Annotated in this window: 12 protein-coding genes; all 12 read right to left on the reverse strand. The window is 60.8% G+C overall.

The genetic code is table 11. The features are described 5' to 3' along the window. Positions 1-68 precede the first annotated feature (68 nt). The 12 genes from H6M51_RS19640 to H6M51_RS19695 all read right to left on the reverse strand — a co-directional run bounded on the left by H6M51_RS19640 (position 69) and on the right by H6M51_RS19695 (position 15,283). Positions 69-1,835: a sodium:solute symporter family protein gene (locus tag H6M51_RS19640; protein ID WP_185811490.1), complete on the reverse strand. Its 1,767-nt coding sequence runs from the start codon at positions 1,833-1,835 to the stop codon at positions 69-71. A 12-nt stretch (positions 1,836-1,847) separates the two neighbouring features. Continuing rightward, positions 1,848-2,108 (reverse strand): DUF4212 domain-containing protein, encoded by a 261-nt coding sequence (locus H6M51_RS19645; RefSeq protein WP_185811491.1) that lies wholly within the window; start codon positions 2,106-2,108, stop codon positions 1,848-1,850. 296 nt (positions 2,109-2,404) lie between these two features. Beyond that, positions 2,405-2,779, reverse strand: coding sequence for a thiol-disulfide oxidoreductase DCC family protein (locus H6M51_RS19650; RefSeq protein ID WP_246780592.1), 375 nt, complete (start codon positions 2,777-2,779; stop codon positions 2,405-2,407). A gap of 105 nt (positions 2,780-2,884) precedes the next feature. Then, positions 2,885-3,991, reverse strand: a complete 1,107-nt coding sequence (locus H6M51_RS19655; RefSeq protein WP_185811492.1) for a glycoside hydrolase family 105 protein — start codon at positions 3,989-3,991, stop codon at positions 2,885-2,887. Between the two features lie 26 nt (positions 3,992-4,017). Further along, positions 4,018-6,528: a hypothetical protein gene (locus H6M51_RS19660; RefSeq protein ID WP_185811493.1), complete on the reverse strand. Its 2,511-nt coding sequence runs from the start codon at positions 6,526-6,528 to the stop codon at positions 4,018-4,020. Further along, on the reverse strand, positions 6,525-7,802 hold the full coding sequence (locus H6M51_RS19665; RefSeq protein ID WP_185811494.1) for an HAD family hydrolase: 1,278 nt from the start codon (positions 7,800-7,802) through the stop codon (positions 6,525-6,527). Before H6M51_RS19665 ends, H6M51_RS19660 begins: the two co-directional genes overlap by 4 nt. Next, positions 7,802-8,848, reverse strand: coding sequence for an ABC transporter ATP-binding protein (locus H6M51_RS19670; RefSeq protein ID WP_407073602.1), 1,047 nt, complete (start codon positions 8,846-8,848; stop codon positions 7,802-7,804). The genes H6M51_RS19665 and H6M51_RS19670 overlap by 1 nt, the downstream gene beginning before the upstream one ends. Next, a complete protein-coding gene (locus H6M51_RS19675) occupies positions 8,845-9,900 on the reverse strand; it encodes an ABC transporter ATP-binding protein (protein ID WP_210314877.1) in 1,056 nt (351 codons plus the stop codon). The genes H6M51_RS19670 and H6M51_RS19675 overlap by 4 nt, the downstream gene beginning before the upstream one ends. 13 nt (positions 9,901-9,913) lie before the next feature. Continuing rightward, the gene (locus tag H6M51_RS19680) at positions 9,914-11,077 is read right to left on the reverse strand and encodes an ABC transporter permease (RefSeq protein ID WP_185811495.1); all 1,164 of its coding nucleotides are present in this window, start codon (positions 11,075-11,077) and stop codon (positions 9,914-9,916) included. A gap of 8 nt (positions 11,078-11,085) precedes the next feature. Further along, positions 11,086-12,072: an ABC transporter permease gene (locus H6M51_RS19685; RefSeq protein WP_185811496.1), complete on the reverse strand. Its 987-nt coding sequence runs from the start codon at positions 12,070-12,072 to the stop codon at positions 11,086-11,088. Positions 12,073-12,214: 142 nt separating this feature from the next. Beyond that, positions 12,215-14,026: an ABC transporter substrate-binding protein gene (locus H6M51_RS19690; protein ID WP_246780593.1), complete on the reverse strand. Its 1,812-nt coding sequence runs from the start codon at positions 14,024-14,026 to the stop codon at positions 12,215-12,217. A 213-nt stretch (positions 14,027-14,239) separates the two neighbouring features. Further along, complete coding sequence (locus tag H6M51_RS19695) at positions 14,240-15,283, reverse strand: LacI family DNA-binding transcriptional regulator (RefSeq protein ID WP_185811498.1); 1,044 nt, start codon at positions 15,281-15,283, stop codon at positions 14,240-14,242. Positions 15,284-15,286 lie beyond the last annotated feature (3 nt).

The raw sequence follows: 15,286 nt of genomic DNA on the forward strand, positions 1-15,286 counted from the left end.
CACGATAGTGCCCTGGCTGTTTGAGGGACAGGAGGGGCGATTGGCTCGCCCCTCCCGATTGATCGGTATCAGTGACCGGTCGCGGCACCGGCGCCACGCGGGACGCGGATGGACTCGACGAGGTCCTGGACATGCTTCGGCGGAGCCTGGGTCATCGACGATACGACGTAGGCCGTCGCGAAGTTGAGCAGCGCGCCGATCGGGCCGAATGCCGTCGGCGGGATGCCGAACAGGTAGTTGGCCGGGACGTTTTCGAGCATGTTGGTACCGGCGATGAAGAACCAGCCCAGATAGGTGAACAGGTATACGCAGGTGACCACGAGACCGACGACCATGCCGAGCGTGGCGCCGAGCGAGTTGATGCGCTTCGAGAAGATGCCCATCATCAGCGCCGGGAAGATCGTTGCAGCGGCAAGACCGAAGGCGAGAGCAACGGTCTGCGCGGCAAAGCCTGGCGGGTTGAGGCCCAGCAGCGTCGCCACCAGGATTGCACCGGCCATGGAGATGCGGGCTGCCAGAAGTTCGGACTTTTCGGAAATATCCGGCTTCAGGAAGTCCTTGATCAGATCGTGGCTGATCGCCGACGAAATGGCGAGCAACAGGCCGGCAGCAGTCGAGAGAGCAGCTGAGAGACCACCTGCGGCGATGAGGCCGATGACCCAGCCCGGAAGCTGTGCGATTTCCGGATTGGCGAGAACGAGGATGTCGTTGTTGATCGTCAGCTCGTTGCCAGTCCAGCCGCGCTCCGTTGCCGTGGCAGCAAAGCCTTCCGACTTGTCGTTGTAGTACTGGATGCGGCCGTCGCCATTCTTGTCTTCGAACGTCAGGAGACCGGTGACTTCCCAGTTACGCATCCAGTCGGGACGCTCTTCGTAAAGGACGGCTTCCTGCTGCGTGCCACCCGGATAGATGGTGTCGAGAATGTTCAGGCGTGCCATGGCGCCGACAGCCGGAGCCGTCAGGTAGAGCAGCGCGATGAAAATCAGCGCCCAGCCAGCCGACCAGCGCGCATCCGCAACCTTCGGAACGGTGAAGAAGCGGATGATGACGTGCGGCAGACCAGCAGTACCGATCATCAGCGACAGGGTGAACAGGGTCATGTTGAGCATGGAACCCTGAGCGGTATAGGCGTTGAAGCCGAGGTCCGTCACGACCTGGTCCAGCTTCTGCAAGAGCGGAAGCGCGGATTCGGTATGCGTGCCGAAGAGGCCGAACCACGGGATCGGGTTACCCGTGAGCTGCAGCGAGATGAAGATCGCCGGGATGGTATAGGCGATGATCAGAACGATGTACTGGGCGACCTGCGTGTAGGTGATGCCCTTCATGCCGCCGAGAACGGCGTAGACGAACACGACAGCGGCAGCGATCCAGAGACCGGTCGATACTTCGACCTCTAGGAAGCGCGAGAAGGCAACGCCGGCACCGGTCATCTGGCCGATAACATAGGTGACCGAGATGATGATCAGGCAGACGACGGCCGTGAGGCGTGCGCCCTGGCTGTAAAAGCGGTCCCCGATGAACTGCGGAACCGTGTATTTGCCGAACTTGCGCAGATAGGGCGCGAGCAGGAGCGCGAGCAGCACGTAGCCGCCGGTCCAGCCCATGAGGTAGGTGGAGTTACCATAGCCGACGGTGGCGATCAGGCCGGCCATCGAGATGAAGGAGGCTGCAGACATCCAGTCGGCAGCGGTTGCCATGCCGTTCATGACCGGGTTGACGCCGCGGTTGGCGGCGTAGAACTCGGCCGTCGAGCCCGCGCGGGCCCAGATGGCGATGCCGATGTAGAGCGCGAAGGACGCGCCTACGATCAGCAGATTGAGTGTATACTGATCCATTGTTGGTCCGCCTTACTGCTCATCGACGCCGAATTCGCGGTCGATCTTGTTCATGTACATCGAGTAGCCGAAGATCAGCGCGATGAAGACGACGATCGAGCCTTGCTGGGCGAACCAGAAGCCGAGATCGGTTCCACCGACGGCGATGCCGGAAAGAGCCGGGCGGAGCAGGATGCCGAACCCGTAGGATACGACGGCCCAGATCGCCAGGCAGATGTAGATGATGCGAACGTTTGCTGACCAGTAAGCGTTGGACGAAGAATTATCCGTCACGAGTACTCCTCCCTTTCCTCGACGAGACGTCCCCCGGGACGCCCCTTCCTCCACGTCCATTCCACCAATCCATGTCCCAAGGCGGAATAGACAATTGTCTAGGAGTAACGAATCCGCCGGAGAACGTACATTCTCCGTTAGTCGCAGGAGGCACCATAACTTCGGTGAAGTGTTGCAATGCAATAAGGACTTGCTGCAAGAACTCGGTCGAGATCCACTGATCAACGCATCAAGACGTCACGTGATAACGAGAACGGATCGCGGAGTGCCAGTTGAGGAGATGGTCGGCAACAACATCATGACACGGAAGACGAAGCCATCATGCGCTGCAGTCGTGGCCTGATGCGAAGGAAGTGCCGATAGGCGACGTCGAAGAGTGGGGTCAGAGGCTTCCATCCCGCCACAAGGCCAATAGGACGCAACAGGGGGATGGCACGCCACATGGCGGCGAAGGCCGCAGCACCGGAGAGAAGCTTGCCCCCTTCTTCAGCGTGGAAGCGCGCGAGAAGATCCGCGCGGTCGATCGGACAGCTTCCTTGAGGGTCGCATGCGTCGATGAATTCAATTGCCCCTCGTCGATCAAGGCGACGCATCAGGGCGATCTCGCGCTGGCAGAGAGGGCAGCTGCTGTCGAACCAGACGGTCACCTGCGTGGACATGGTCGCCTTCATCGTGAGAACTCCACGATAAAACGATGCAGTGAAAGCCGAGCGAAGGCAATGCGGCGTCGCGCCGCTGCCTTCTTCACCGTGGAAACCTCGGCAAAGGGCCGGATTTCAGATCTTTCGCGACCGGTCGGCAGCCTGCTTGGCATCATTCATCGCGCGTGCCAGGAGCAGCATGACGAGGGCCTGACCATAGGGAGCCGGGACGTTTGGAATCTGACGGTAGAACTCGAGTGTGTGCCCCATGGGCGTACCATCCGAAACCTGCAAGACGATGCCACTGGCATCGATGCGGGTCAGAACCGCCTGAAGCGCCCGTTCCGCAACGACCCGATAGCCCTCATCGACAATCCCGAGATCCATGCCCCGCAGGATGCCATAGGCGATCGCGGCAGTGGCGGAGGTTTCTTCCGGCGAAGTCGGATCGCAGACAAGCGTGTTGAACATCCCGTTTTCAAGTTGGTGAGCCGCGAGCGTCTTGAGCTGCGAACCGAGAATGCAGACGAGATGCCGCTTGAGATGTGCGGGAACATGGTCGACAAGGCCAAAGAGTTCGGGAATGGCAACGGTGATCCAGGAATTGCCGCGCGCCCAGAAGGCTTTCGCAAAGTTGTGGCGACCGTTGAACGTCCAGCCGTGATACCACAATCCGGTGACCGGATCGGCAAGATAGCGTTCGTGCACCATGAACTGGTAGAAGGCCTCCTCGATCCAGTCTTTCCGCCCGAAGCGCTGCCCTGCACGGGCAAGGAAGAGGCAGGTCATGAACAGCGTATCGTCCCAGAGCTCGCCATCGTTCATCCGCTCCTTGACGACGTGCTGGAACCCGCCATCTTCGGTTTTGGCCAGTGACGTGACCAACCATTGCGCCCAGTCGCGAACGAGCTCCTCCCAATCCGGCCTGTCGACATGGTCGATCAGCACGCAGAGCGGCAGCATTGGCGAGCTGGAATTGACCTGCCGCGGCGGCAAGCCTCGACCAATCTGCCATTCATACCAGCGGGCGATCGCGTCAATCAGGGACCTGTCGCCAACCGCCTCGGCATGGCGAAGCAATCCGTAAATGCCCACACCCACTTCCCAGTCCCATTCGTCGAACTGAAGGTCATAGCCGCTATCGGAGAGATCGGCAGTTTCGTTGATACCCTTCAGCCTCGCAAGGCCGACGGCGACACGGGAAAGAGCTTCTGAAAGAACTTCGGGAGCGGGAAACAACATGAGCGAAAGTCCTGAGCTTTTGAAGACTAGAAAGAGACTGCATCAGTCCACCGGATCAGCGGATCGATGCTTCTGTTCGGAAAAACGTAAGGCTGGCCATTCACGCAAAGACCGTTGGTCCACTCGAGACTGAGAAGAGGCCCATCGGCTTGATGTACAAGCGCGCGCTGTCCGTCGTCAGCCAGTTCGAGACGAGTCTTGATCAGCCTCGATCGGAAGCGCCTTAGAGCGTCAGGGTTAACACCTTCGCCGACCACCGCGCACCACGCGACATCAGTTCCCTGCGCACGAAACTCGATGCCCGCGCCGGGGCCGGTTTCGACGGGCATTATGGGACGTGTGGCCGTCAGGGCAGCAAGTCCGTGACCGCATTTCAGCACAATCCAGTTGTCTTCGAGGATCACCTGATCGAACGCATTTCGCTCCACATAGGCGTGCGTGAAAGGAAGCCGTGCATCCGCACCGAGGTCATAGAGCAAAAGGCCTACATTGCCGTATTGCGCGGCCCGCGGCATGGCACCATTGCCGGCCCAATAGGAGGGCCGCTGGTGGCCCCACGGGTCGTCTTCTCCGGGGTGGTTGACGAAGGCCTTGGCCAGCGGATGTGCGGCAAATCGTATGTCCAGAATGTGCTGCTGGTGGCCGCGCCCACCGGCTTTTCCATCCATGGTCGACGACAGCTGCACGGCCGCAGTCTTGTAAAGGACGAGCCGGGCCGCTTCGTCATGACCTTGGACATAATGGGCGGTCACGGCCTTCCCTGCCGGCGGATCGACGACGTCCTGTATTCCGACCGGCGGCGCGTAACACCCCGCAGCGAACATCGGCAACGCCGCGACGCCATCATTGAGCCAACCCTGCCCGAAGGCGACCGTGGCAAACGGCGCGAGCTCCGTCAGCGGCCCGGCGCGCAACTCCTTGTCGTAAGCACGCCCCATGGTGCCGGCGGGGACGCCGCCAAGCGTATGCAGACCGATCATCAGGAACAGGCGGTCGAGTAGCTTGCATGCCCGCTCCCGGATCGCCCCGTCCGCGAGGTGCTCCAGCGCCAGCAGCCCGATGAAATCAATCGGATAATAGGCCGCCGAATTCCATTCGGCGAGACCATGCGCCTCGACGGAATCGAACCAGCGCATGAGACGGTCATGCGCCAGGGAAGCCTGCTCCCTTCCCATGCGGCCGGAGCATTCGAAGCGCTGACCCGGAAACAGACGGCCGGCCAGATACTGAGAGACATGGAAGCAGAGCACATGGTTCTCGCTCCAGAACCACATCACGTCATTGCCTGGCTCATCGACCCAATAGCGGTAATTGAGAATGGTTCGGTCGATCTCCGCCATCAGATCGGCGGGAACGCGGTCACGATAATCTGCCGCGACCCACAGAAGGGGTACCATGACGAAATCCGAGCAGTCTCGCCGCTCATCGATCGCCGCAACCGTGCTGCCGATGATTTCGCGGAATTCGTCGTCAACCGGACGACCAGCAGAAAGAGCCGCGATTGCCCGACCGGCGCGCATCTCGCCATGGCTCGCCATATACGCGAGTGCCACGGCCTTGCGCTCGGCCAGCGAGAGACCCCGCATGTCCTGCGGCGCATCCTTGAAGGTTGCGAAAGCAATGTTGCGTTCGACACGGGTCTGACCGACCGAGAACGTCAGGTTGAGCGCATGATAGGCATCCGGCAACGACTGTGCTCCGTCGAGGATCAGCTGTCGTTGCCCCGCCTTCAGCGTAGCTTGCGCATCGAGCAGTGGTGGTGTGCCACGCATATGCACACTGGGAAGAATCTTTGCCCTGACGTCGACATCTGTTCCAGCTGTCATGCCAAACTCGAGGACCATTCGCCCATCGCTCACATGCATCGGGTCCGGCCGCACATCGGTTGCCAGAGCCTTGAGCAGACCGATCGTCTCCGGCGAGACGTCAATCGGCAGCTGCGCGTGTAGCGTCATGTCGCCCAGATAGGTCAATTCGAAAAACCAGAGCGCATCCCGCTCTGCCAGTTCCTCGGTCAACACCACGACGTCGCTGCCATCCGCCCTAAGCGGAAGCACAATTTCCGTGATGCTTTCCTTGTTACGCTTGAAGGGCTCGAATCTGGCTGCAAGTAGCCCGTCCACCCAGATATGCACCCCGCCACAGGTCGCAAGCCTGAAACGTTGCAGACCGGAAAGCCCGGGTTTCAGCCTTGTCCGCAGCCAGCGCGACAGACGCGTCGGTCGATGCCAGAAGTCGGAGAATTCGACGCGCCGGTTGAAGCCCGGGAGATAAAGCCCCGTCACCTGAAAGTCGCTTCTGAACTCGACCGTTCGCGCCGCAACCTCCTTCCAGAGTGCCACACGGCATGGAAGATCCCCGACATCAACGAAGCCATTGATGAAACGGTAATTCACCCGGTCTTCCGCCAGAGCGGGCTCGCCGGGATAATAGGTCTGGACGATTTCGCTCATCGCCCAGGCGGTGACGGAGCCGCCGGGTTCGACCAGGAAACCCTGGGCTTCGGATATACGCTCGGCAGCAGAAACCTTGTTCATGCTGCGCCCTCATCCGGCTCGACCGCCGCCGCCGGAAGCGCAAGCTCGATTTTCTCGAGAAGACCCGGCAGTTGGGCTATCTGCCTGATCGTCAAGCGCGGGCGCTCGTGGCGGTGCTTCGGCTTGTGGGTTCGGCGTAGCGACCATGCGAGAAAGACGCTGATCAGACCGAAGCGGTTGGCACCGAGAATGTCGCGCTCGAGATTATTGCCGACCATCACCGTGCGCGCTCGGTCGCTGTCTGAAAGGCCGAGAGCCTCAAATGCGGCCGCAAACATCTTGGGCGACGGCTTCAGTTCACCCACATCTCCTGAAATGACATGGGCCTCGAAGTGGGACCAAAGCCCGTGCTGTCCGAGCAGGTTCTCGAACGTGGCGCGAGGACCATCGGCGACCAGCGCCAGACGGTGCCCGGACCTAGCCAACTCCTGCAGCATGGCATCGGCACCGGGAATGAGCCTGCCGGACACGACGACATCGGTTCCCGGCTGCTTGACCTCGGTCGACTCGTCGATCAACGTGTCACCGCAGTCGAGGAACACGGCAGCGAGATGTGGCACGGTTTTAGGCAAAGACGCCGCCAGCGAGGCGAAACGCTGCGGGACCCAAGATTTGAGCCTGCGCCAAGGCACAAGCGCCGGCTCGGCGGCCACCGGCAACTCGGCAAACCTCCAGACCGGCTTGAACGCCGCTCGTTTCAAAAAGAGACGCGCGAGGCGGATTTCATAGCGCGACGCGGAGATCAGTCCGGCATTCGAAAACAGGTTCGAAAGGTGGATACCTTCCTCGCCGGCGAAGGGACCGCACATCGCATCGACCAAGGCGCCAGCTTGCTCCCGCATCGCCTTCGGGCAGGGCCAGTGCGCATGTTTTCCGGGCTCCACAAATACAGCCGGTCGGGCTCCCTGAAGGGGAACGGAACCATCCGACCGACGCATCTTCAGCCGTGCGCCGTGACGCGATGCCTCCACCCGGACGACCGCGCCATCGGCATCGAGATGGACCCAGACATGCTCCAGGTCGTAGAGGTGCTGGATATCCCAATCATACCATATCGCATATTCGATCACGGTTCCCCGGCCGGGGCGGATCTGGAACTTTGACGAAACGGATTTGGCCGGCTCGCGATAGAGCGTGTAACCGATGGCAACCGGAGCGAAGGGCTCGTTCAAATCGAGGTGCAAGATCGGCCGGTGTCGCGTCGCAAGGCCGTGATCGGCCTCACCCGTGTGGGTCGAAGGGAAATCGAATAGAGATGGACCAAGAGCATTCATCAGTTGGCGACCCCGACAAGATCCAGGCTCTCTGCGTGATGGCAGCGCACCTGCCGGCCACCAGTCACGGTCCTGAGTTCGGGGGTCTGCTTGTGGCAAGCCTCGTCGGCATAGGCACAGCGCGGATGGAAGGGACAACCGCTCGGCACATTCATGGCATCCGCGATCTCGCCCTTCAGCGGCACGCGCTTGCGGGCGCGATTGCCACGCGGGTCAGGTTGCGGCACCGCCGCCAGAAGCGCTTCCGTGTACGGATGCAGCGGCTTGGCAAACATCTCTTCCGTCGGTCCGACCTCCATGAGGCGGCCTAGATACATGACACCGACACGGTCCGAGATGTGCTCGACCATGCCAAGGTCATGCGTGATGAAGAGATAGGTGAGGCCCAGCTTTTCCTGCAGATCCTGCATCAGGTTGATGTTCTGGGCGGCGACGGAGACGTCGAGCGCTGAGACCGCTTCGTCGGCTGCGATAAAGCTTGGGTTGAGGGCAAGCGCCCGCGCGATGCCGATGCGTTGGCGCTGGCCGCCGGAGAAGGCGTGGGGATAGCGCAAGATGTATTCGGGCCGGAGGCCGACGAGACCCAGCAATTCCGCCACGCGGTCCTTGATCTCCGCTGGGGTTCCCATGCCGTGAATGACGAGAGGCTCTCCGACAAGATCAAGCAGACGCATGCGGGGGTTGAGAGACGAATAGGGATCCTGGAAGATCATCTGCATTTCGCGCCGGATCGACCGCATCTCACGATCCCCGAGCCGGGTAATGTCGACGACCTCCCCGCTTGCACGCCGAAACAGGATCTCGCCTCCGGTCAGATCGTAGGCGCGCAGGATCAGCCTTGCGATCGACGATTTGCCGGAGCCGCTTTCCCCAACCAGGCCGAAGGTCTCCCCCTTCCGGATATCGAAGGAGATGTCGTCCACCGCCTTGATTGTCGCAACTTCTCGACGCTTCCAGCCCTCGTAGATCGGGAAATACTTCTTCACGCCACGAACCGAGATCAATGTGCCCTCGTCGAGGGGAGTGTGAGGCGACATCAGCATCATGCAAACTCCGCCGCGGAGACGATCTGCCCCGCGAAATGGCAGCGGGCGCTTTGGCCGCTGGCGAACTGGATATTGTCAGGGACTGTCGTGTCACAGAGTCCCGCCACCCCATGCAGGCAGCGCGGATGGAAGGAACAGCCGGTCGGGACGTTGTAGGGATCAGGCACGACGCCGGCGATGGTGCGCAGGCGGTTGCCATGGCTCTTGCCGAGTCGCGGGATCGATTGCAGCAAGGCCTGGGTATAGGGGTGTTTCGGCTCGTAGAAGATCTCGTCCACCGTGCCGGTTTCGACCACGCGCCCGAGATACATCACGGCCACGCGATCGGCGATGTCTGCGACAACGCCGAAGTTATGGGTGATGAAGACGATCGCCATCCCGAGCTCCTGCTGAAGCGATTTCAGCAATTCGAGGATCTGCGCCTCCGTCGTCACATCGAGCGCAGTCGTCGGCTCATCGGCAATCAGGAGCGTCGGGTCGCAGGAGAGCGCCAGCGCGATCATGGCACGCTGCCGCATGCCACCGGAGAGATGATGCGGATAGCGATCGACGATATCGGTCGGGCGGGGCATCTGAACGCGGGTCAAAAGCTCGATGGCCTGATTGCGCGCTTCGGCCTTGGAGACCTTGCGGTGAAGCATGACCGTGCGCATGATCTGCGTGCCGATCGTGTGCACTGGCGAAAGTGCCGTCATCGGCTCCTGGAAAACCATGCCGATCTCGCCGCCACGGATCGCGCGCATCTCCCGGCCCTGCCAGTCCAGGTCTGAGATCCGCACTTCCTCGCCATTGCCGCGGCGAAAACGGATGCTGCCATGGGCGTTGATCGCGCTGCGTGGCTGGAGCCGCATGATCGACCGCGCAGTCACCGACTTGCCGGAGCCACTTTCGCCGACGATGCCGAGAACTTCGCCTTTGTTGACGTGATAGGACACGCCGTTGACCGCCTTGACGAGGCCGTCGCGCGTCGGGAAATGAACACCGACATTGTCGAGTTCGAGGAGCCGCTCTGGCGGCATGGGCGTCTGAATGCTCTTGACTGTGGAGCGCATCGGGTCCCCTCCCTCATTGACCGTAGGGATCGGCCGCATCGCGCAGGCCATCACCGATGAAGTTGAACGCCAGCACGACCAGAACGACCGCAACACCGGGTGCCAGAAGCCATGGCGCCATGGAAATCGAGCGCAGGTTCTGGGCGTCCTGGAGCAACACGCCCCAGCTGACGACAGGCGGGCGCAGACCGAGCCCGAGGAAGCTGAGCGCCGTTTCGCCGAGGATCATTTCAGGAACGGCGAGCGTCAGTGCAGCGATGATGTAGCTCGTCATCGCCGGCAGCATGTGCCGCGTAACGATCCGGTACTCGGAGGCACCGGCCAGACGCGCAGCCAACACATAATCCTCGGTCTTGAGCGACAGGAAACGGCCGCGCACGACACGCGCGAGATGTGTCCAGCCGATGAGCGACAGGATGAGTGTGATCAGGACATAGACGAAGATCGGGTCCCAGGCGATCGGCAGCGCCGCTGCCAGGCCCATCCAGAGCGGGATCGTGGGGATCGAGCGGATGAACTCCATCAGCCGCTGAATGGCTGAATCGATGCGGCCACCGTAGTAGCCGGAGATCGCACCCAGCGTAAGCCCTAGAACGAAGGCGAAGGCAACGCCGACCAGGCCGGCGGACAGGGTCACCCGGGCGCCATGGATCAGGCGGCTGTAGAGATCGCGGCCAAGCGAATCCGTACCAAGGAGATTGATCTGCTGGCGACGATCATCGACACCGAAGAACCTAAGACGTGTCTCGACGAGGCCGAGGAAGTGGTAGGGCTCGCCCTGCACGAAGAAGCGCACCGGCAGAACCTTGCTAGTATCTTCTTGATAGATAACCCGGGCCGTCTCAGGATCTCGCGTGCGCTTCAGGGCATAGATGAAGGGCCGGTGCAGTTCACCTTCATGCATGATCCGCACCGTGCTTGGCGGTGCCAGCGTGTTCAGCCGGTTGATGGTGAAAGGCGCATAGGGCGTGAAGAAGTGGGCGAAGATCGCCAATGTCGACAGGATGAGCATGAAGATCAACGAGGCGACGGCAAGCTTGTGCTTGCGGAAGCGCCACCAGACAAGCGTCCAGGGTTTTGCGGTGTAGAGGGTCTCGTCACGAAACTCCTCTTTCGGAGCAAGCGGCGGTACGCGCGGCGTGTGAAGCTGAGGCGTGAGGTTCTGAAGTTCGCTCATTGGGCGCCTCACGAAAACCGAATGCGCGGATCGGACATGGCAAGCAGGATGTCCGAAAGCACCGTACCGATGACGGTGAAGACGCTGAGGATGAGGATGAAGCTGCCGGCCAGATACATGTCCTGCATCTTCAAAGCCTGCAGCAGCAGCGGACCCGTCGTCGGCAGGTTGAGAACGACGGCGGTGATCACGTCACCGGAAAAGAGTGCCGGCAGCGCCCAGCCGACGGTCGAGATGAACGGATTGAGCGCGACGCGCACCGGATAGCGCCATACGACGGTGCGCTCGCTGAAACCCTGCGCATAGGCGGTTTCGACATAGGGTTTGCGCAACTCGTCGAGCATGTTGGCGCGCATGACACGGATCAGACCGGCCGCACCGCCTGTTGCAAGCACGACAAGCGGGATCCAGATATGGGAAAGCATGTTGACGAACTTGTCGAAATCCCAGGGGCGGTCCTGGAATTCCGGCGACACCAGCCCCCCGACATCCATGTTGAGCCAGACAAAGGCCATCCACATCAGGACAAGGGCGAGCAGGAAGTCCGGAACACCTTTTCCAAGGAAACCGAAGACAGTGAAAACATAATCGAATACCGAATATTGCCGGGTCGCCGAATAGACGCCGACGGGGATGGCGATCATCCAGGTGAAGATCATGCTGAGGGTGGAAATCGCGAGCGTCAGCCCGAGGCGATCCCAGATGAGATCGCTGACCGGGGCATTCCATTCGAGGGAGCGCCCGAAATCACCGTGGAAGATGATGTTGGAAATCCAGCGCCAGTATTGCACGAGAATGGGGTCATTGAGCCCATACTGCTGACGCATGAGTTCTTCCTGCAGTTCGGTGATGTATTCACCGCCGCTGCGCAGCTGTGCCGCATAGGCCGAAACGAAGTCGCCCGGCGGCAGCTGGATGATGACGAAGGCGATGAAGGAGACGAAGATCAGCGTGGGGATGGCCCACAAAAGTCGTCGGACAGCATAGCCGAGCATGCGTGTTTCCTCTGTCTTGCCGGACATCTCCGCGTGGACGAGACGCAGAATGGCGCCCCTGTCCGGCAAAATCCTTGGACTTCAGATGAGGTCGGAGCCCCGCGGCCGCCTGCGTGCGACGCGAGGCTCCAATCTTGGCGTCTTACTGCTGCATCCACATTTGCTGGGTCACGCCGAGACCGATACCCCGCGTGATGTCGTCTTCGATCAGGCCGTCGCGCATGTTCTTGAAGTTGTTCTTGGCAATCGCGATCGCCGGCGACTCTCCGACAATGCCAATGACCCATCCCTGCTTGACGAAGGTATCGATCAGCGTGTTCAGCGCCGCATCTGCAGCTTCACGATTGGGCGCCTTGGCGGCCGCATCCCAGCTCTCGAAAACCTTGCGGATCGGGTGATCGGCCGGTGGCTCGATCCCGGATGCACCCTCGGTCGAATACCAGATGTAATACTGGTTTGCGTAGCTGTCGTTGCCCATCATGATACGCGGGTCGGCCGCCACAACCGAGAGGCGGTCGAAGGGATACCACTGCATCTGAAAATCGTTGTTGTCGCGGCTTGCATCCCACTGGGTACGGTCGATCAGCCGCGGCAGAAGCTCGATGCCGATCTGCTTGTAATTGTCAGCCACGACTTCCATGGTCTTCGGACCATTGGCATGCTGCATCTCGACCACGATGGACAGGCGCTTGCCATCCGGCCGCAGCCGGAAGCCGGCATCGTCCTTCTTGTCGAGGCCGATCCCGTCCAGAAGCGCGTTCGCCTTGTCCGGATCATACTCGGCCCAATGGGTTTCCAACTCTTCGCTGAAGTTCGGCGAGCCGGTTACGGGCGATGCCTGGCGGGGCTCGGCGAGACCGGTGAAGACCAGCTCGTTGATCGTCTCTCGATCGATCGAGATGCTGAGCGCCTGGCGGAAATCCGCATTGTCGTAGAGACCGCGCAGCACCTCGTCCTTGACGTTGAGGTTCGGCACCAGCGACCAGGTCTGGGCCTGGTTCCAGCGGTAAACCTTGTAGTCGCCCTTCGTCTCGTTTTCCTTGTAGAAGGTATAGTCCTGCGGCTCGACATAACGCATCTGCATGTCGATCTGGCCCTGCACGATCATCAGGTTGAAGGATTCCTGCTCGCTGAAAAGGCGATGCGAGATCCGGTCGATATAGGGCAGCTGGTTACCGGCCTGGTCAACGGCATAGTAATAGGGATTGCGCACCATCGTCACGACTTCGGCCGGAGCCGGCGTCTCGATCTTCCAAGCCGTAATCACGGGCAGATCCGGGTTCTGCCACCACGCGGTGACGGCGCCCTTGGAGCCCCAGAGATCCTGCCATTTCTCGACGCCGAACTTCTTCACCGCCGCGTCCAACTGGTCCTGGGAGGCGTGTTTATTGTTGAATTGCTTCAGATAGTGCTTCGGGAAAATGAAGCTCGGGCGGTCAAGGCTCGGCTCCCCCGTCGAGTCCTTGGCGAGGATTTCCAGAAAATAGACATAAGGGTCTTCGAAGCTGACCTTGAAGGTGCGGTCATCCACGACCTCCAGCTTCATCGGCTTGCCGCCAGGAGCGAGCGTCTGGTCGATGGAGGCAAGCAGGTCCTTGTTGAGGAAGACGTCGTTGTACCAGAACTCGACATCCTCGGTGGTCACCGGATGGCCGTCAGACCATTTCAGCCCCTTGAGCAGGGTGAACGTGAAGGTGCGGGAATCCTCGCTGACCGAAAAGGACTCGACATAGCCGGGCACCAGCGAGAGCTCGCCGTCCGCCCCCTGAGACCACTTGACCACGCGCTCTTCCATCAGCTTGGTCGGTCCCCAGCGGTCGCCAGGCCCTTTATAGGCGCGCTGCCAGTTGCCACCGTATTGGCCCACTTCAACGGCATTCACCACCGTCGGCTTTTCCGGCAGGCGTTCCTCCACCGGCGGCAGGGCGCCGGCCTTCACCTGTTCCTGGAGCATCGGCGACTCATTGAAGGCCCAGGCAGAACCTCCCAGGCACGATGCCATCAAGATTGAGATCACCGCCTTCGAAATTTTTTCATTTCGCACCATCGTATCCTCCCAGATAGCGAAAATATTTTCGCACACTTACTCTGTAATGCTTGCGATACATGAAGGTTTATACAGACATACCCCGAAATCAAGATAAAAAAAATTTCACATATACTTGCGCTAGATAGCCGTCGCGCTTTCCCGATCTATGAGTTTGCAACCCAGTTCGATCCGGCATGGCGGGTGATCGGGGCCGAAGACGGAAAGCCTGTTTTCCAGAGCCTGCAGCGCCAGAACGGCCATCTCGTGGAGTGGAACACGCACGGTTGTTAGCGGAGGCCTCGTCAGATCACCCAGCGCCACGCCGTCGAAACCAACGACGCTGATCTCTTCGGGCACCTTCACACCATGGGCGTGAAGCGCGGCCAATGCGCCCACCGCAAGATTGTCTGATGCACAAAAGATTGCGCTGATGCCCTCCAGCCCAGCCTTATCGGCAAGCAGAGCCTTGATCGCTGCCTCGCCATCAGCGGGCTGATAACCGTTTGCGATGTAAACCCGCCCGAGATCGAGCGGCAGCTGCCGCTCCCGATAAGCATCGAGAAAACCGTCGACACGACGGGTAATCGTGCCGCGACCGCGCCAGGTCAGATGCAGGATCTGTCGATGCCCCCGCGCCAGCAGCCATTCCGTGGCAAGCCGTGCGGCATAGCGATTGCCCGGCGTCACGGTATCCACCGACATAGACGGGTCTTCGCCGTTGAGCAGCACCACCGCAATCCCCGAAGACGCAAGCGCCCGCAGAAGCTTCGGATTGTCGTCATAGACGAGGATGATGCCATCGGCATAAACCGACTTTGCCCCGTCGATGATCTCCTGGGCATTCAGCGTCTCGCCACCCGAATGAGCGACGACGCGCGCACCGCGCCGCTCGCATTCGCGCGTGAGAGCCGTCAGCAGCGTCCAGGAAAAGAGATTGGTATCGACATGCGGCACATTGCCCGGCGGCACCGCCAGATAGACCGTCGACAGAGAGGCGATCGAGCCCTTCTGCTGCCGTTTGGCGAGGTAACCGAGACGCCGCGCCGCCTCGAGCACCCGGCTTCGCACCTCCGGGGAAATCGATGCCGTCCCATTCAGGACGTGGGAGACGGTGCTGAGCGCCACCCCCGCCTCACGCGATACATCCTTGATGCCGACTTTCGGTCGGTCTGTGCTGTCCATGGC

The organism is Rhizobium sp. AQ_MP (genome assembly GCF_014237835.1).
Taxonomy (GTDB): Bacteria; Pseudomonadota; Alphaproteobacteria; order Rhizobiales; family Rhizobiaceae; genus Allorhizobium.